Source organism: Seonamhaeicola sp. S2-3 (assembly GCF_001971785.1).
GTDB lineage: Bacteria > Bacteroidota > Bacteroidia > Flavobacteriales > Flavobacteriaceae > Seonamhaeicola.
In genome coordinates, this window is the sequence record NZ_CP019389.1 from 851,209 (window position 1) to 867,775 (window position 16,567).

Below are 16,567 nucleotides of genomic sequence, written 5' to 3' on the forward strand. Positions count from 1 at the left end.
TTCTCCAAAACCCATAAAATTTATGGCTTTTTGGTTTCTCTTTAGGGGTTTTCCGTTACCATTTTGATACAGAATGCCCCAAAATAAATGCCGAAAAAAATCACCCACCTTGGGGACGACTATGGATGTTTTTCAAATAATCCTGTCCAGATTTGCAGTACGAAAGTCAAATCAGGGCAAAGTCGCCCAAACGCCATCGGGCCAAGGGCGGCTTTGTTTTTTTAACCAAAAAAACAGTTACAAATGGCAGCAACCATCATTACCACCGAAGACCTCATGGAGTTCAAGATGGAACTCCTCGACGACATCAGGGACCTCTTAGCAAAACAGTCCAAGGGCGGCCTCAAAAGATACCTAAAATCCTCCGAGGTCATGGACCTCCTGCAGATCAGTCCGGGCACATTGCAGAACCTGCGCATCAACGGTACCCTGCCCTATACCAAGGTGGGCGGTATCATCTTCTACGATGCCGAGGAGATACAAAAGGTCATGGAGGCCAACCGCGTGCGCCACGGCCTGAGACGTTAATTTCCGGCCATGAACTACATCAGGCTCCTCAACGCGGCATTCGAAAGGCTATATTTCGACGACCGCCCCAACCCCACACACGTCAGCCTCTATATGGCGCTGTTTCACGAATGGAACGCCAACCGCTTTGCCGATGGCTTCTTCGTGAGCCGCAGGGAACTCATGCGTGCGGCCAAGATTGGCTCCAAGTCCACCTACCACAGGTGCATCGTGGACCTGGACAGTTGGGGATACCTGTCCTATCTGCCGTCCAACAACCCCTATAAGGGGAGTTCGGTAAAGATGGCCAACTTTTGCCAAGAGGTACCGGAATCGGGACACTACAGTCCCATGTTGGAACAGCTTGCCGAACAGTACCGTCCCAGGGGCGTACCGATTACGGGACACCACCGTCCCAATGATGGACATGACGTGTACCCGCACCGTCCCACCAGTGGACAAGCATTGGTATCTAATATAAACAATACCAAACAAGTAAACATTAATAAACGGCCAAAGGACTGTCGGGCGGTCATCGATTTTTTTGAAAAAAAAGGTTTTGGTGCCGATGAAGCAAAAAAATTCCATGGGTACTATACCGACCGTCTTTGGCAAACGGGCGATGGACAACCGGTACGGGATTGGCAGGCCCTGGCCATAAGCTGGATGGAACACAGCACTAGCACTGCGGCGGAAAACGGCACGAAACCAAAACAAGTGTCCCAGAAAGAGGACCACTTACGAACCAGCAAAACCAAGGACTATGGGCAACCCCTCTAAAATCACCGAAGGCGGCGTGGAATATTCGTTAGGCACTTTTGACGGTAGGAACGTGGTTTATGATTTCCCGAAGATACTCATCTACCTCGATGCCAAAGGAAAACTGCTGTTCGGCAAAAAGTTCAGGATCCATGAGACAGATCGCGATATCCTGTTGAAGCTCTGCTCGTACGCCATCAGGGACCGGGAGTATTGTGAGGCGCATGGGATTGACATCGACAAGGGCATCCTGCTATCGGGGCCGGTCGGCTGCGGAAAGACCAGCCTTATGAAACTTTTACGCCATATCGTACCCCACCGGAAACCCTACGAGGTCATACCCTGTCGCAACGTCACCTTTGGCTTCAACCATTTGGGGTTCAAGACCATCGAGGACTATGGCAATAGCAGGTTCTACTGTTTTGATGACCTGGGCGTTGAGCCCGTAGGGAGGTTCTATGGCAAGGACCTGAACGTGATGGGCGAGGTTTTGTTGTCCCGCCATGAACTGTACATGAAGAGCAACCGAAAAATAAAGACCCATGCCACCACCAACCTCAATGCCGAGGAACTGGAGGAACGCTACGGTAACAGAGTGCGCAGCCGCATGCGGGAACTGTTCAATTTGGTAGCATTTGATAAGGGTGCTGTGGATAAAAGAAAATGATAGGCGGTACTAACATGGCACCGTAAAATCTACATTTCAAACACCGAAACTAAAACAAATTTAATAGATTTGTTAGCCTTAATTGCAACTCATTTTTATGTTAGGCTCTACCGAAATAAAATCACTCATTGACTCTGGAGAGGGGTATAATTTAGAATTCAAAAAAAACATACCCAGCAAGGTAAAGGAGGTTACTGAAGAAATATGTGCATTTGCCAATGCTTCAGGAGGTACCGTTCTCATTGGGGTAAACGACGAAAATGTTGTTCAGGGTGTTGTTTTTAATAACACAAAACGTTCTGCGCTACAAAATTCAATCAATGAAATATCACCTGCGCTACATTGTGAGATCTATACCATAAATATAGATTCCAAAGATGTTGTAGTTATTGAAGTGCCTTCTGGAGACAATAAGCCCTATGTGCTCTCTGGAGCTATTTTTGTACGCCAGGGCCCAAACTCACAAAAACTCACTACTGTAGAAGAGATGAGGGATTTCTTCCAACAGGCGGACCGGATTTACTTTGACGAAGCTCCCTGTAAAGAATTTGACATGAACACCCATCTCCCAAGCAACAATGTCGATCAGTTTAAATTGTTGGCGGGTTTAACTTCCACTGTACCAAATGGACAGATTCTCAACAACCTCAAATTGATTACGAAAGAAGGTTTCATAAAAAATGGGGCAGCTTTATTTTTTGCTGAAAATCCCGAACAACTCTTCGAAAAAGCGGTCGTTCGCTGTGTGGCCTTTGATGGTATCGACAAACGGTTTATTGAAGATGATAAAATCATGACCGGTTCATTATACAATCAATATCTGCAATCAATGTCTTGGTTGAAAAAGAAATTGGATGTACGTTATGATATTGAAGGCGAAGGGTCACAACCAAGAAAGGAAATTTGGGAAATTCCGGAAACCGTTTTCAAGGAAGCCATAATCAATGCTCTGGCCCACAGGGATTATTATGACAAAGGGGCTCGAATTACTGTTGAAGTATTTAATGATAGGGTTGAAATTTCTAATCCCGGTGGTTTAATCAGTGGCATTCCTAAAAATGAATTTGGAAAAAGAAGCTTAAGCAGAAACCCTCTGATATTTGGTCTATTTGAGAGAATAAGAATGGTCGAACAAGTAGGTTCTGGTATTGGGAGAATGAGAGATTTAATGATTGAAGCTGATTTAACCGAACCTGAATTTAATACTGAAGGCATGTTTACCGTCACAGTTAGAAGACCTTTTGATTTTAATAAGTGGGTAGATAAGTGGGTAGATAATCTTACTGATAATAGAGTTAATATTATTAAAGCTATTCATGAAAACGGTAAAGTTTCCAAAAGAGAACTTGAAGAAAAAGTTGGCTTAAGTGCTACTGCTATTGATAATAATCTTGATGCTCTAAAAGATTTAGGTCTTATAGAAAGAGTTGGTGGTGCCAAAGGTGGCCATTGGCAAATTAATTACATACTTCCTTAAAGTGGGTAGAAAGGTGGGTAGAAAACAATTCCAATGGAAAATCGGTTTTAGGTGGAAAATAAACATTCCATAAACCTAAAAAGGTAACCAATGCTAAGGCGTTTGTATTTCCCTGCTTCATTAAATAATCCACTTCATCCCCGTTACTCAAAAACCCCAACTCTAAAAGAATGGTCGGCATTGATTCAGCAGTTTCCCTTAACACTTGAAAATTGGCAAACTTCACGCCCCTACTCGTAAAACCAAGATTTTTATTAAGCTCGGATTGTAACCGAAAAGCCAACCAAGTAGCATCATCCGAGAATTCAGAATTTTGATTGGAAGCATACACTTCAACGCCCCTAACATTGGGGTTGTCTGAATGGTTGCAGTGCAGTGACAGGAACACATCTGCTTTAAGTCTCTTGGCCAATTTAGCCCTATCTGTAAGGGATATGAGCGTATCGCCATATCTGGTCAGATAGATATCAAAAGGAAATCTTAAGCTTTCGTTGAGTTCCAGAATGGCCTTGGCCACATCCAAGACCACATCCTTTTCCTTTATGCCATTCACCCCCACGGCACCGAAATCCTTCCCACCATGCCCGGAATCGATCACAATTACCTTTTTTGCACCCAAATCCTGCCCAAAAAGGAGTCCACTTTTGAGGAACAGAACCATTACAATCTGAACGGCGAAAATTCGAAATCTGACGTTTTTGGGCACTTTTTTCATCTTCATTTTTTTGATTTTGACCAGTTTGGCTCCAAAATCCCATAGGATTTAGTGCCAATTGGCACCAACGGAAACCAAACAAAACCAAACAATATTTTTTATTCAATTATTTGATTTTCAGCTATTTATACCCAAAAATACATTAATTTTCGGATAACAAAAATGAACCGAAAACCTAAACCCGTCCATCATGAAAAAATCATTCTATTTGACCAGTCTGCTTTCACTGTTGTCCACGTCCCTATTTGCCCAAATTGGGGGCATCGAGGATTCCGTCAACGATGTGTCCGATACCATCCGCTCCATATTCCCCATCATCCTGGGCGTCATCTTCCTTATCGGCTTCCTGTTCAATGCGGGGCATTTCTTCGGGGAAAACGCCGACCTTAAAAAGGGCATCACCCGTGTTTTGGTATTCGTGCTCATTGCGGGAGCCGTGGTGGGCATATTCACCTATCTCATAGGCATCGTAGTCTAGGTCGCCAAGCGACATTTAAAAACCTAAATCCTTATGAAATCTTACGAAGTCTACAGGAACATCAGAAAACGCGCCATGATTATGGGACTGCCCATAGCCCTGTTCGCCCTAATGATGACATCTGTTATCGGCTCCCTGCTGCTTATCATCTTTTCATTCAGCTGGGCGGTCATCCTAGCGGTAATGGCATTCAACGGGGCGCTCTATGTCGCCTTGGTACACATGGCCAATAACCCCGGGCTGCTGCACCTAAAGAAAGTGTTCCCCAGCACCATCAGCAACAAAAAAACGAGCCTATTGGACTATGAATAACATCAACCTTTCCACATACCATCCCATCTTGGATATCCAAGGACACACCGTCTTTGCCAGCAACGGGAACCTGGTACTCTGTTATGGGGTCAGTCTACCAGAGATCTATTCCCTTTCGGAAGCGGATTTCGAGGATATCCATGGGGCATGGTTCCAAGCCTTTAAGTCACTGCCCAACGGCACGGTCATCCACAAACAGGAGGTGTACCGAAAAAGCCAATATTCGGCACAGCAGTTGCCCAACAGCACCTTTCTACAAAAGGCCACCCATCGGTATTTCAAGGGACGCGGCTACCTGCGGCACCAAAGCTACCTGTTCTTTGTAATGCCCCACAACCGGGCATTGAACGCACCGAAGTTCACCAACCCCTTCCGAAAGCTGGACAAGGGCATATACCGACAAATGGACCACAACACCGAGGCCTTTATATCGGCGGTAAACGATGCCGTCTCCTTTGTGAACAACAGCCGAAGGGTATCACTAAATCCATTGGATGAAAATGAAATCATGTCACTTACCGGCAACTATTTCAACGGTTATAATGAGGGCTTCGATACGGACATCCAACTGAAAAAGCCCCATATCGATATCGGCGACCACCATTTTGACGTACTGGCCATCAACAGCGAGCTGTGCTTTGGCGAAACGGTGCAGAGCAGCAAGACCAACGACCGCTTCACCTCGGATGATTTCGTGTTCCACCAGGGCTTTATCGACGGACTGGGTCTGGATCTGGACGAGGACCATATCGTGAACCACATCCTCTACTTGGACGACAAACATAAATGGCGCAAGCTATTGGAAAAGAAGATTGAGGAATTGAACAAAAGTTCAAATTTCGGGACCCAGAACAAGGTCGTCCTCAAAAAAATTGAGGACATTGTCGATAAGATCAATCGGGACGATTCATCGCGCATCATCCGCGGGCACCTCAATGTGCTGTTCTGGTGCGGTGACGCCGAACGTCTTGGCCAGGTCGCTTCCAAGATCAAAACGGAGTTCAAGGAACTGGACATGCTGCCCTACTCCCCCAAGGGCGAGGAGCGCAAGCAATATTTCCTGAACTCGCACCCCTGCCACTGCTCCAATTTTTCGAACAGCGACCTGTACGTGACCGACCTGAAGCATGCCCTCTGCCTGTTCATCAACAATACCAATTACCGTTCGGATGCCGAGGGCATCATATTCAACGACCGGCAGCACAACATCCCCGTACTGAAGGATGTTTGGGACGAGAACAAAAAACGCATCAAGGCCCGGAACTTTGCCATTTTCGCTCCCACTGGCGAAGGCAAGTCCTTTTTGGCCAACAATATCCTTCGCCAATATTTTGAACAGGATGTCAGGTTGGTGATCATCGATCTGGGCGGTTCCTATTCCAAGTTTGCCAAGCTCTACCCCGATGCGCACATCATCCTTCGCTACGAACAGGGCAAGAACCTGGGCATCAACCCCTTTTTTATGGCACGGGAGTCCGACCTGACACCGGAACGCTTGGAGGATTTGGGGGTGTTCCTATTGGAGCTCATGGCCGAAACCCGGCCCACCAAGGCTCAAGAGGTCGCCATCAAAAAGGTGCTGCTCAACTACTACAAAAAGGTACGTAAGGCACATTCACTGGAATCGCTCTACCGCTTTGTCGATGGTCATAAGGATACGCTCTTACGGGAACTCAGCATCAAGGAAGACCATTTCAACGTCACCGATTTTCTGCACATCCTTTCGGAGTATGTGGACGGCGGGCTCTACAGTTTCCTGTTCAATGTGGGCGATGACCAGACCTATAAGATCGAGGACAAACGGCTCATCGTCTTTGAACTGGACGAGGTTAGGGACAACAAGGAAATCCTTTCCGTGATGCTGAAGCTCATCAAGTCGGCCATCCAGCGTACCATTTGGCGCAACCGCTCCGAGCGGGGTATCATCCTTTTCGATGAGTTCGCGAAGCAACTGAAGTTCGACAACGTATTGGAGAGCGTGGAGTTCTACTATCAGGCCATACGCAAGCAGAACGGCGCCATTGGCATCATTTTGCAGTCCATCAACCAACTGCCCGACAGTTCCACCTCGGCCAGCATACTGGAGAACACACAGGTCATCTACAGTCTCCGCAACGAAAAGGGTTACGCCGAACTGAAGAAACGGCTCAACCTCTCCGCCCACGACCTGAACCAGCTCAAGTCCATCCGCAACAACCTGACCGGTGGCCGCAAGCACACCGAGATGTTCATCAAGATCGGCAAGGAGAGCAACATCTTCAGGCTTGAAGTACCGCCAGAGGTCTTCGCCGCCTACCTGACCGATGGCAGCGAAAGCACCCAGATTATGGAACTCTATGAAACCTGTGGTGACATGGAAACCGCCATCGAACAATTTTTAAAACATAAAAATAAATAACCATTAAAACCTTTAAACATGAAAAAGCACGCCAAAACCCTTGTACTAGCACTGGCCTTCGTTCTTTTATTGCCCGCAGGCGCTGCCTGCCAGGGGATGCCTGTGTATGATAACACCAATTTTATCAGTTTTACCAAATCGCTGATTGAGTCCGGCAAGCAGACCGCCCAATTGCTCAAGACCGTCCAGTTCCTAAAGACGCAAAAGGAGAACATCGAAAAGGTCAACAATGCTATCAAACAGCTCAAGGCCGTCAGGGAAATGGCCCGGAACAACAAACGTCTGTTCGACCTCGTACAGGACGATCTTAGGGAAATCCTAAACTCCCCCTACATCAAGGCCGATGAAGTGGACCGCATTTCGGATTCCTTCAATGATATCGTCAGCAATTCCCTCGAAGGATTGGAGTACATCGACAAGATACTCACCAGTAACACCCTGAAAATGACGGATGCCGAACGTGCCGAAGTGCTCAAGGCCAAGGAAAAGGAATCCCGGGAAATGGTGGCCGAAATCGAGGCCAAGACCAAGCGCTACCGCGAGATCATCGCCTTTAGGGCGATGCAGGACGCCATCAACAACCGCGCCGCCAAATATTAGTATATGGGCGGGATAGTTTTGGGCATAGGATTGGAGTATGTGGACACGGTGTTCCAGACAATAAAGAACAGCGAGTTCTCGCAGTACACCATAACGGGCATGAAGACCTTGGCGGTTCTCTTTTTCCTGATCAACATCCTGAAAAAGTACAACGAAGGCCTCGCCGATAGGGACGGCCATACCTGGGGGCTCACCCCTACCGAACTGGCCAAGAACTTTGCGGTGGTCATACTGGTCATCTTTTCCACACAGGTGCTGGGCGCCTTCGATGCCATTTTGGTGGCCATCGAGGCCCAGTACCGCGACACGGCTCCGGCGCTCCTCCCGCTACAGATGCAGGACATCGACCTGGAACGGGATGTGGGTGCACTGGAAGCCGCCAAAAAGGCCTTTGCCCTATTGTACGAAGCCTTGGTGACCCCGCTCTACGGGCTGAAGCTCATTGCCTTTATCGTGGGCATCTTCCTTTGGCTGTTGGATATTTTTATCTATCCGCTATTTCTCGCAGAAAGGTATTTTCTGCTGGGCATCATGCAGGCCTTTTTCCCTCTGGTCATCAGTCTCGCCGTGTTCGAGAAGTTCAGGCCCATGGCTTACCAGTTCTTTAGGCTATACGCCGGGGTGTACATGCTCGTGCCGGCCTTTTTTCTGGTGAACGTGTTCATCAACAACCTCTATACGGAGGTCAATACCAATTTCTGGGGAGACCTCTTCGGGACGGACTGGGGCAGCCATTTCTTTGCGCCCCTGTTGCAGTTGGGCTCCATCGGGTTCATCGTGTTCCTGAAGTTCAAGCTCTACAGCAAGGCGACCTCGTTCACCCTCCGGCTGTTCAGTGGCGGGTAGACCAAATCATGCTGATTTTTTTTAAACCAACATCCAAATGAATGAAAACACCTTATAAGAACATCTACGACGTGCTAAAGCTGAACCGGTTCATCGTACTGGCCTCGGTCATTGCCGCTGCGGTCACGGCCATCGTATCCGTACTGATGGTCATCAAGCTGCACAGGGACACCGTGGGCAGCGCCTTTGTGGTCAATACCGATGGGAGCGCCATCCCCCTGAAGCTGGTCTCGCAGAACGAGAACCTGAAGGTGGAGATATTGTCGCACCTGGAGCTGTTCCACACCTATTTCTACGACATCGATGCCAGCAACTATGAAAGGCACCTTGAAAAGGCACTGTGGCTGGGCAACAGTTCGGTGGACAACCTCTATCGGCAGAAAAAGGCGGACGGGGTCTTCAACCGCTTGCTCCAGTACTCACTGGTGCAAAGGGTGCTGGACATTGAATCGAAAGTGGACGTGCAGAACGAACCTTACGGGTTTGAGACCAGATTGGTATTTGAAATCAACCGCGGGGCGACCACCGATACCTACGAGCTCATTACCACGGGCAAGCTCATTCGGGTGGACCGGCACTTTCCCAACAATCCGCACGGCTTGCTCATCACCGATTATTTTGAAAAGCGCCTTAGAAAAACACAAAACGGAACACCATGAAAATCGAAAAGAACAAAATAGTATTTGCCGTGGTACTGGCCACGGTAGTGATATTCCTGATCGCCTATTCCGCCATGTTGATGGACGATGACGGCGACGGGGATGAAAATCTGGAGCAGGTCCAGGTACCCGAACTGGAAGCGGAGCAAAAGGAGTACGACTCCAAACTGGAGGCCATCGACGACCTGAAGGAAGTCCGCCAGACCGATGCGCCCAGCATCTATGACGAGAGCCTATTGGACTCCACCGGCACATACGACCCCGACCTGCCCATCAAAAGGAAGCGCCATATCGTGGACAGTATCTATAGAGCCAACAGGATAAGCTATTCCGAAAGCACTTATTCCAAGACCGTACCCCGTTCAGCGGTTCTTGGGCAAAAAAAGGATATCGACACCATAGCCAAAACGGACACAAAAGTTGGAGCCAATAAAATGGGGCTGGAGCACCAACTCTTCTTTGCCTCTGCCCCGACCAAAGATCCCACTTTGAATCTACGCCATACGGATTCCGTAATCCATGTGATAGTGGATGGCGACCAGACCGTAAGCACCAACCATCGCTTACGGATGCGGCTCGCAAAGGAGACCCAAATCGGCAATAAAGTTGTTCCAAAAAACACACCGATTTATGGCTTTATCAGCTTCCAGCCCAATCGCGCGATGATAAGGATTGAAAACATCGGGCACCGTCCCATCAAACTGAAGGCCTTTGACCTCCAGGACGGCAGCGAGGGTATCTATGTGGAGAACAGTTTCCGTGCCGAGGCAGGCCGTGAGGTCGTGGAGGATATTGTCGGTGATATCAATGTCGTCGGGCTTCCACAGGTCGGTGGCATCAAAAAAGTTTTCCAGCGTAGCAACCGGACCGTAAAGGTTACCGTAATCAACAACTACAGGCTTCTATTGAAACCAGAACCATAAATATCCAGACACATGAAACATTCATCCATCCTATTAATTTTGTTTATGGTCACGGCCATTTTAAATGCCCAGCCCAAAATGAGATTGGACACCATCTATGCCAACGAGCATAAGAACGTGGCCCTGTTCTTTCCCAATCCCATTAGACAGGGTATTACCGGTGCAGACCACTTCGTTTTCACCTACAACCGCGAAAAACAGCAGTATTTCGGATTGTTGCAGGCCACCCCGGGAAAAGAAAGTAATCTTTTGATAATCAACAACAATGGCGAAATTTTTTCGTATATTGTAAGATATAGTCCTACACTGGAAAAACTGAATTATTTCATTCCGGTTTCGGCGTCCATCGGTAATGAAAAACCAATGGAATCCCATTCCGACAAAACGATACAACCGGTACCTTCTGCCGATCCAAAGGCCAGATATTATGAACGGTTCTGTTCGTATTTGGTCAATAGGAGGCAGCGCATCGGCAAGCTTAAAAAACGGCACGACGGCATGGTGATGAGTATCGAGAATATTGTTTTCGACAGGGAGGAACTGTATTTCGTGATGACCATCGAAAACCGGTCGTCATTGGATTATGATGTGAACTTTCTGCACCTGAGCATCGAGACCAGAAAGAAGGGCAGGAAAAAATCATTGCAGCGTTTGGATGTCGCTCCGCTCTATATTTATGGTGCCCCGTCAAAAATCAAGGAGGGCCAAAAGGCCAAAGTGGTCTATGCCGTACCAAAGTTTTCCATTAGCGACGAGCGCTTGGCCCTATTGGAACTCAATGAAAGGAACGGTGAGCGCAACCTAAAGTTGAAAATATCGCACAGGACCATCAACAACCCTAATTGACACAATTAAATGATGACCCGCAACAGGCAATAAAATTTAAACAATAATAAAACAGATCAATCCCAAAACCCAAACAGATGAAAAAAATAGTCCCCTACCTATGGCCCATACTTTTTATGGCCTGCACCACGACACAAAAATCACCCGTTGAAACCGCCCAAACCGTTATCGAAAGCTTTTACCAAAAGGATCTTTCCGCCTTAAGACAGAACACCACGTCCGAAAGCTACGAGGCCTTTACGGCCGTTCATGATATGCTAGTCCCGACCAAAATGGACGGCGCATCAAATTTCAAGGTTCTCGATGAAGCCGTAAACGACGATACGGCATGGGTGAAGTTTACTACTTCATACAGCGATGAACCCGAAACCTTTAAGCTCGTGAAATTGGATGGAAACTGGAAAGTTACAGAGAAAGGATTGCGTGAAAAATCCCCGTTTTGATTTTTGACTAATCTAACACTTGGAAGCCACCAAATTGGTTTCGTATGGAAAAGCAAACGAACTGTAATCTTCATTGGTGAGCCAACGATTTCTATCCTGTTCACGTAAAACTATGGGCATTCTTTTCTTGGTGTTGTGTATTTCGCTCATCAGCTCGTTGGCCTCGGTAGTGACTATACTATATGTCCCCAATTCCTCTCCGGTTTCGGGGTCGTTCCATAGCGAATAAATCCCCGCAAGTGCAAAAATGTCTTGGTCTTGAGGTTTTATGACGAACTTTTGTTTGGCCTTACCCTTTGGATCCAACCATTGCCATTCGTAAAACCCATCCGCCAGTACCAAACATCGTTTCTGTACAGAATTGCGATAAGACGGTTTTTCGTCAAGGGTTTCCACCTTGGCGTTCAAGGTCGCCTTTTGAATTTTTCTATCCTTTGCCCAAAACGGTATCAAGCCCCAACTATAAAATTGGATTTCGCCCGGGCTTTCATCCACGATAACAGGATAGGACGAATGTGCAAAACCATTGATTTCCTCACTGGGCTGGTAGCGTTCCTTTTCCTCAAAATAGGCATCGAACGATTTTTCTATATCCTCTAATTTGGCGTTGAGTCTGGTCCGGTAACACATAACAAAAATGTTTGTTACAATATACCAAATTAGCTTTTAATTTCCTTTCGTTTGGCGGATTTTAGTTTAAAGACATCTTCATAAGTCGGCTCATCAGGGCTGCGTGGGTCAGTCTTTAAAGCCATTTTTTTACTCCAAACCACATCCATACTAAAATGCCCGAATTCTTCGGTAATCTTACCGTAACAGGCATATACGCCCCTACCGTGAACGGGGTACTTATCGACAGCCTTTGGAAAATGTACCGCATCAAAATACTCGCCCTGTTCATCAATAAAAGTGCTTAACCGCATCCGCTTGCCCTGGCTTGTTGTATGGAATCTTGAATTCACCATAATGCCGTACAATAACATTTCCCTGCCACTGAAATTGGGCATATCTTTGGCCATCCAATTGGTTTTTGGGGTTTCTGAAATCAGGTCGAAATAGCTGCACAACGGAAAGCCCAAAAGCTCCATTTCGTCATAGGCATCTTCCAACCATCCCTGATTGAACTCGGGCAAGGGAAAATTTCGGTGCCTGGGACGGAACAACTGCGGATGTGCGCTCCGTTTTCCCAAAGTATTCAATTTGAACGTGGCCATCCAGAGCAATTCGGGCTTCGATTTATGGGTAAACCGAAACGCCCCGATGCGTATCAAAATCGTTAGCTGTTCAATGCTTACTGCAACCCTGTCAATAAAATCGTCCAAGGATTCATATTTCCCGTAGAGCTGTCTTTCCGTCAATAACCGCTGCACCAAAAAGGTTTCCAAATTCTTCAGGTAGCCAAATCCCAAGTAAATATGTTCCCCCTTAATGCTGTTGGCGTGGTCGCTGTTGTTGATGCAAGGGGCGTGGATAATGCCACCACACATCCGGGCTTCCTGAATGTAATGTTCGCTGCTATAAAAGCCGCCACCGTTATTGAGTACGGCCACCATAAATTCCAAGGGATAGTAACATTTCAAATAGAGGCTTTGGTAACTCTCCACGGCATAACTGGCCGAATGCCCTTTGGCAAAGGCGTACCCCGCAAAACTGGCAATCTGTTCCCACACCTCGTTGATGACCGCCTCCGAATAGCCTTTCTCCAAGCAATTGCTCCTGAACTTCAATTCCACGGCCTTGAACTCCTCCCGGGAGTGGAACTTTCCGCTCATTCCACGTCGCAGCACATCGGCTTCGCCCAAATCCAGTCCGGCAAACTCGTGCGCCACTTTTAAGACATCCTCCTGATACACCATCACACCATAGGTCTCCGGCATAATCTTGGCCAGAACGGGATGGGCTTCCTTTCTTCGTTCCGGTTCCCTATGCCTACGGATAAACTCGGTTTTCATCCCTGATGAAGAAACGCCAGGACGAATCACGGAACTGGCAGCCACTAGACTCAAATAATCACTTACTTGCAACTTTTTCATCAGCCCCCGCATTGCAGGGGATTCCACATAATACACCCCGATGGCCTTTCCTTTGGAAAGCATTTGGTTAAGATTATCGTCTCTCTTGAATTTTTCAATTTGCGTGATGTCGATTTCGGGAAGCTCGGAACGGTTCTCTTTTACGATGTCTATGGCATCCTTAATTTTCGCCAATCCCCGTTGCCCCAGGATATCGAACTTAAAGATGCCCACATCCTCGGCAATAATCATATCGAACTGCACCGTTGGAAATCCCTTTGGCGGCAAATCGGTCGCCGAATAATAATGAACGGGGTTGTCCAGTATTAAGATTCCTGCGCTATGTACGCTCAAATGGTTGGGCATCCCTTGGATAAGCGAACCGTATTTGATGACGAGCCTATGGATGTCGTTTAATTTTGTTGTTGGAAAGTTTCCATCGCTCAATTGGTCGATGTCGCTTTTCGGCAATCCGAATACCTTACCCAATTCCCGTACCGTAGCCCGATATTTGAAGGTATTGTAGGTAGCCAATAATGCCGTATTTGGAAAGCGTTTGAAGATATAGGCGGTAACATCATCACGATCACGCCAGCTAAAATCAATATCAAAATCGGGTGGTGAAGCCCGGAACGGATTGATAAAGCGTTCAAAATATAGGTCGAGCTCTATGGGATCTACATCGGTTATCCCAATGATATAAGCTACAATACTGTTTGCTCCACTGCCACGGCCCACGTGAAAATACCCTTGGCTCTTGGCATAGCTCACAATATCATGGTTAATCAAGAAATAGGACACAAAATCCATCTTCCGTATAACTTGCAATTCCCTTTCCAAGCGTGCCAAAACAATATCGTTGGGATTTGAATAGCGTTTGGGCAGGCCATTATTGCAGAGTTCGGTCAATAGCTGATAGTCTTTCTCCTTTGATTCGCTAAAAACCTGTTGGTTCTGCGATACCCTGTTAGAGCCAAAACTGAAATCGATTTGGCATTGCGATAATAGGTTTTCGGTGTTTTTGATAATATGGGGAAAGTCCCGGTAACGCCCCACCAAATCTTCCAAGGGCAGCATCCTTTCGGTCTCACTGGCTTCTTCCGTAGTGGGTAATTTGCTCAATAGTGTGTTGTTGTCAATGGCCCGAAGTAACCTATGGGCGTTAAAATCCTTTTTATTTCGGAAAGTTACGGGTTGTTGTACCACCAATTTGTCGGTAAAATTCCGATAGGCAGAAAACGGCAGTCTTCTTAAATTTTCTATGGAAATGCCGATGAATTCATTGTCCAAAAAGTGGATCTTATCCAGTTGCAAAAGCTGTTCAAAAGGATAAATGATAAAAGCATTTTTCAGCTTCGGTGCAACCTCGGGCAGTTTGATGGCATTATGGGAATGCTTTGATAAAAATGCGTTCAGTTCAAGAAAACCTTCATTGTTTTTCGCAATACCTACGTACAGTTGTTTTGCCCCGTCCCTAAAATCAATGCCTACCATCGGGCGGATGCCAAAATCAGGAGCCTTACGGATAAAATTGAGGCAGGCCGATGTATTGTTGATGTCGGTAAGTACCAATTCGCCCACACCGTTATCCTTGGCAAGCTGCAACAGGTCGATTTCGGAAAACGTCCCGAACCGTAAGGAATAAAAGGTATGGCAGTTCAGATACATAGGCTATTGGGTTCTGTGCGCCAACACCATTGGCGGTTCGCCATTGAACACATTGTAAAATCTACCGATGGATTTCGCACCCATACAGGATGCCCGCATGATCTTGTTTTCACCAAATCGCTTGCGGATATGGTCCATTGCACCGTAAAGGTTCAGCATTTCCTCGGTGTCGTCGAACAGGTTGATTTGGTAGTTCCCGGAAACCAAATCGCCCATCCGCACACCTACCAACCGTAGCAATATCCGCCTTTGGTACAACTGTTCAAAAAGCTCCAAGACTTTTGGAATCAGGATATGGTCGGCACTGGTATACGGTATCTTCGCTTGTTTGGTATAGGTATTGAAATCGGCATACCTTATCTTAATGGAGATACAGGAAGTGAGCTTATTGCCGTTCCGCAGGGCAAAGGCTAGATTTTCTGCCATCGCCGTTAACGTGGTTCGTAACTTTACCATATCAGTCGTATCCCAAAAGGTGCGTTCGGTCGAAATGGATTTCCGTTCATGGTATTGGATCAGTGGCGGCCTATCAATGCCATTGGCTCGCCGCCAAATGGTCTGCCCGTTTTTCCCAAACGCACTGATCATCATTTCCTCCGGCATTTCCTGAATGGTCTGCACCTTAAAAACCCCCATATTCTTTAGGCATTGGAAAGTCTTGCCGCCTACGGAAGGAATCTTGTGCACGGACAGCGGAGCCAAAAACGCCTTTTCAAGACCAAAATCGATTTTCATCTGGTTGTTGGGCTTGGCCTCACCCGTGGCCACCTTTGAGGTTATTTTATTGGAGGACAGTCCGAAGGAAATGGGCAGTCCCGTTTCCTTGATGATTTTATGCCTCAACTCTGTGGCGTATTTGTAGCAGCCAAAGAATTTGTCCATTCCCGTCAAGTCTGCATAGAATTCATCTACGCTCGCCTTTTCAAAAATAGGTACTTGCTCCTTAATGATTTCCGTAACCTCTTGCGAAAACTTGGTATATGTTCCGGCATTGCCACGAATGACAACGGCTTCGGGGCAAAGCTGCCGGGCCAACTTCATCGCCATTCCCGAGCGGATGCCAAACTTTCGGGTTTCATAACTACAAGCGGAAACCACGCCACGATCGCCCGTGCCGCCTACCAATAAAGGACGTTTCTGTAAACTGGAGTCCAGTCGCCGTTCACAGGACACAAAAAAAGTGTCCAAATCGAGATGTAGAATTTTATTTTCCATTGGAAAAGCAAAATTAACTACAATATGTAGTTTTTATTGCTT

17 protein-coding genes are annotated in these 16,567 nt (G+C 46.9%); 13 read left to right on the plus strand and 4 right to left on the minus strand.

Annotated elements, in window-relative coordinates:
• Positions 1-243 precede the first annotated feature (243 nt).
• From BWZ22_RS04055 to BWZ22_RS04070, 4 genes are all read left to right on the plus strand, one after another.
• Entirely contained in the window at positions 244-528 is a 285-nt protein-coding gene (locus tag BWZ22_RS04055; protein ID WP_076698169.1) for a helix-turn-helix domain-containing protein, read from the plus strand.
• Between the two features lie 9 nt (positions 529-537).
• Positions 538-1,287, plus strand: a complete 750-nt coding sequence (locus BWZ22_RS04060; RefSeq protein ID WP_076698171.1) for a hypothetical protein — start codon at positions 538-540, stop codon at positions 1,285-1,287.
• Positions 1,271-1,933 carry an ATPase gene (locus BWZ22_RS04065; protein WP_076698173.1) on the plus strand — a complete coding sequence of 221 codons (663 nt, stop codon included), beginning with the start codon at positions 1,271-1,273 and terminating at the stop codon, positions 1,931-1,933. Before BWZ22_RS04060 ends, BWZ22_RS04065 begins: the two co-directional genes overlap by 17 nt.
• Before the next feature lie 97 nt (positions 1,934-2,030).
• Entirely contained in the window at positions 2,031-3,410 is a 1,380-nt protein-coding gene (locus BWZ22_RS04070; RefSeq protein ID WP_076698175.1) for an RNA-binding domain-containing protein, read from the plus strand.
• Here BWZ22_RS04070 and BWZ22_RS04075 read toward each other — a convergent pair.
• A complete protein-coding gene (locus tag BWZ22_RS04075; protein ID WP_076698176.1) occupies positions 3,391-4,131 on the minus strand; it encodes an N-acetylmuramoyl-L-alanine amidase in 741 nt (246 codons plus the stop codon). The two genes, BWZ22_RS04070 and BWZ22_RS04075, sit on opposite strands and share 20 nt — an antisense overlap.
• A 184-nt stretch (positions 4,132-4,315) precedes the next feature.
• On the opposite strand from BWZ22_RS04075, the gene BWZ22_RS04080 reads away from it, so the two are divergent.
• From BWZ22_RS04080 to BWZ22_RS04120, 9 genes are all read left to right on the plus strand, one after another.
• Positions 4,316-4,603, plus strand: coding sequence for a hypothetical protein (locus tag BWZ22_RS04080; protein WP_076698178.1), 288 nt, complete (start codon positions 4,316-4,318; stop codon positions 4,601-4,603).
• A 33-nt stretch (positions 4,604-4,636) separates the two neighbouring features.
• Complete coding sequence (locus BWZ22_RS04085) at positions 4,637-4,915, plus strand: hypothetical protein (protein WP_076698179.1); 279 nt, start codon at positions 4,637-4,639, stop codon at positions 4,913-4,915.
• Positions 4,908-7,313, plus strand: coding sequence for a TraG family conjugative transposon ATPase (locus tag BWZ22_RS04090; protein ID WP_076698181.1), 2,406 nt, complete (start codon positions 4,908-4,910; stop codon positions 7,311-7,313). Before BWZ22_RS04085 ends, BWZ22_RS04090 begins: the two co-directional genes overlap by 8 nt.
• Before the next feature lie 18 nt (positions 7,314-7,331).
• Positions 7,332-7,913: a conjugal transfer protein gene (locus tag BWZ22_RS04095; RefSeq protein WP_076698182.1), complete on the plus strand. Its 582-nt coding sequence runs from the start codon at positions 7,332-7,334 to the stop codon at positions 7,911-7,913.
• Between the two features lie 3 nt (positions 7,914-7,916).
• Positions 7,917-8,759: a hypothetical protein gene (locus tag BWZ22_RS04100; RefSeq protein ID WP_076698184.1), complete on the plus strand. Its 843-nt coding sequence runs from the start codon at positions 7,917-7,919 to the stop codon at positions 8,757-8,759.
• A gap of 41 nt (positions 8,760-8,800) precedes the next feature.
• Positions 8,801-9,418, plus strand: a complete 618-nt coding sequence (locus BWZ22_RS04105) for a conjugal transfer protein TraK (protein ID WP_076698185.1) — start codon at positions 8,801-8,803, stop codon at positions 9,416-9,418.
• Positions 9,415-10,341, plus strand: a complete 927-nt coding sequence (gene traM, locus BWZ22_RS04110) for a conjugative transposon protein TraM (protein ID WP_076698187.1) — start codon at positions 9,415-9,417, stop codon at positions 10,339-10,341. The genes BWZ22_RS04105 and traM overlap by 4 nt, the downstream gene beginning before the upstream one ends.
• Before the next feature lie 12 nt (positions 10,342-10,353).
• Positions 10,354-11,187: a DUF4138 domain-containing protein gene (locus BWZ22_RS04115; RefSeq protein WP_076698188.1), complete on the plus strand. Its 834-nt coding sequence runs from the start codon at positions 10,354-10,356 to the stop codon at positions 11,185-11,187.
• 77 nt (positions 11,188-11,264) lie between these two features.
• Positions 11,265-11,630, plus strand: coding sequence for a DUF4878 domain-containing protein (locus BWZ22_RS04120; protein WP_076698190.1), 366 nt, complete (start codon positions 11,265-11,267; stop codon positions 11,628-11,630).
• Between the two features lie 12 nt (positions 11,631-11,642).
• Here BWZ22_RS04120 and BWZ22_RS04125 read toward each other — a convergent pair whose 3' ends face one another.
• Genes BWZ22_RS04125 through dinB form a run of 3 tightly spaced genes read right to left on the minus strand, consistent with a single transcriptional unit; the run spans position 11,643 to position 16,525 of the window.
• Positions 11,643-12,260: an SOS response-associated peptidase gene (locus tag BWZ22_RS04125; RefSeq protein ID WP_076698192.1), complete on the minus strand. Its 618-nt coding sequence runs from the start codon at positions 12,258-12,260 to the stop codon at positions 11,643-11,645.
• 29 nt (positions 12,261-12,289) lie between these two features.
• Positions 12,290-15,310, minus strand: coding sequence for a DNA polymerase III subunit alpha (locus tag BWZ22_RS04130; RefSeq protein WP_076698193.1), 3,021 nt, complete (start codon positions 15,308-15,310; stop codon positions 12,290-12,292).
• A 3-nt stretch (positions 15,311-15,313) separates the two neighbouring features.
• Positions 15,314-16,525: a DNA polymerase IV gene (gene dinB / locus BWZ22_RS04135; RefSeq protein ID WP_072316409.1), complete on the minus strand. Its 1,212-nt coding sequence runs from the start codon at positions 16,523-16,525 to the stop codon at positions 15,314-15,316.
• Between the last annotated feature and the right edge of the window lie 42 nt (positions 16,526-16,567).

Bases quoted from the DNA above. Each gene is read 5' to 3' on its own strand.
- BWZ22_RS04130 (WP_076698193.1), bottom strand. From the start codon at position 15,310: ATGTATCTGAACTGCCATACCTTTTATTCCTTACGGTTCGGGACGTTT.
- BWZ22_RS04125 (WP_076698192.1), bottom strand. From the start codon at position 12,260: ATGTGTTACCGGACCAGACTCAACGCCAAATTAGAGGATATAGAAAAA.
- BWZ22_RS04075 (WP_076698176.1), bottom strand. From the start codon at position 4,131: ATGAAGATGAAAAAAGTGCCCAAAAACGTCAGATTTCGAATTTTCGCC.
- BWZ22_RS04120 (WP_076698190.1), top strand. From the start codon at position 11,265: ATGAAAAAAATAGTCCCCTACCTATGGCCCATACTTTTTATGGCCTGC.
- traM (WP_076698187.1), top strand. From the start codon at position 9,415: ATGAAAATCGAAAAGAACAAAATAGTATTTGCCGTGGTACTGGCCACG.
- BWZ22_RS04065 (WP_076698173.1), top strand. From the start codon at position 1,271: ATGGGCAACCCCTCTAAAATCACCGAAGGCGGCGTGGAATATTCGTTA.
- BWZ22_RS04105 (WP_076698185.1), top strand. From the start codon at position 8,801: ATGAAAACACCTTATAAGAACATCTACGACGTGCTAAAGCTGAACCGG.
- BWZ22_RS04055 (WP_076698169.1), top strand. From the start codon at position 244: ATGGCAGCAACCATCATTACCACCGAAGACCTCATGGAGTTCAAGATG.
- BWZ22_RS04070 (WP_076698175.1), top strand. From the start codon at position 2,031: ATGTTAGGCTCTACCGAAATAAAATCACTCATTGACTCTGGAGAGGGG.
- BWZ22_RS04100 (WP_076698184.1), top strand. From the start codon at position 7,917: ATGGGCGGGATAGTTTTGGGCATAGGATTGGAGTATGTGGACACGGTG.
- BWZ22_RS04095 (WP_076698182.1), top strand. From the start codon at position 7,332: ATGAAAAAGCACGCCAAAACCCTTGTACTAGCACTGGCCTTCGTTCTT.
- BWZ22_RS04115 (WP_076698188.1), top strand. From the start codon at position 10,354: ATGAAACATTCATCCATCCTATTAATTTTGTTTATGGTCACGGCCATT.
- BWZ22_RS04090 (WP_076698181.1), top strand. From the start codon at position 4,908: ATGAATAACATCAACCTTTCCACATACCATCCCATCTTGGATATCCAA.
- dinB (WP_072316409.1), bottom strand. From the start codon at position 16,525: ATGGAAAATAAAATTCTACATCTCGATTTGGACACTTTTTTTGTGTCC.
- BWZ22_RS04080 (WP_076698178.1), top strand. From the start codon at position 4,316: ATGAAAAAATCATTCTATTTGACCAGTCTGCTTTCACTGTTGTCCACG.
- BWZ22_RS04085 (WP_076698179.1), top strand. From the start codon at position 4,637: ATGAAATCTTACGAAGTCTACAGGAACATCAGAAAACGCGCCATGATT.
- BWZ22_RS04060 (WP_076698171.1), top strand. From the start codon at position 538: ATGAACTACATCAGGCTCCTCAACGCGGCATTCGAAAGGCTATATTTC.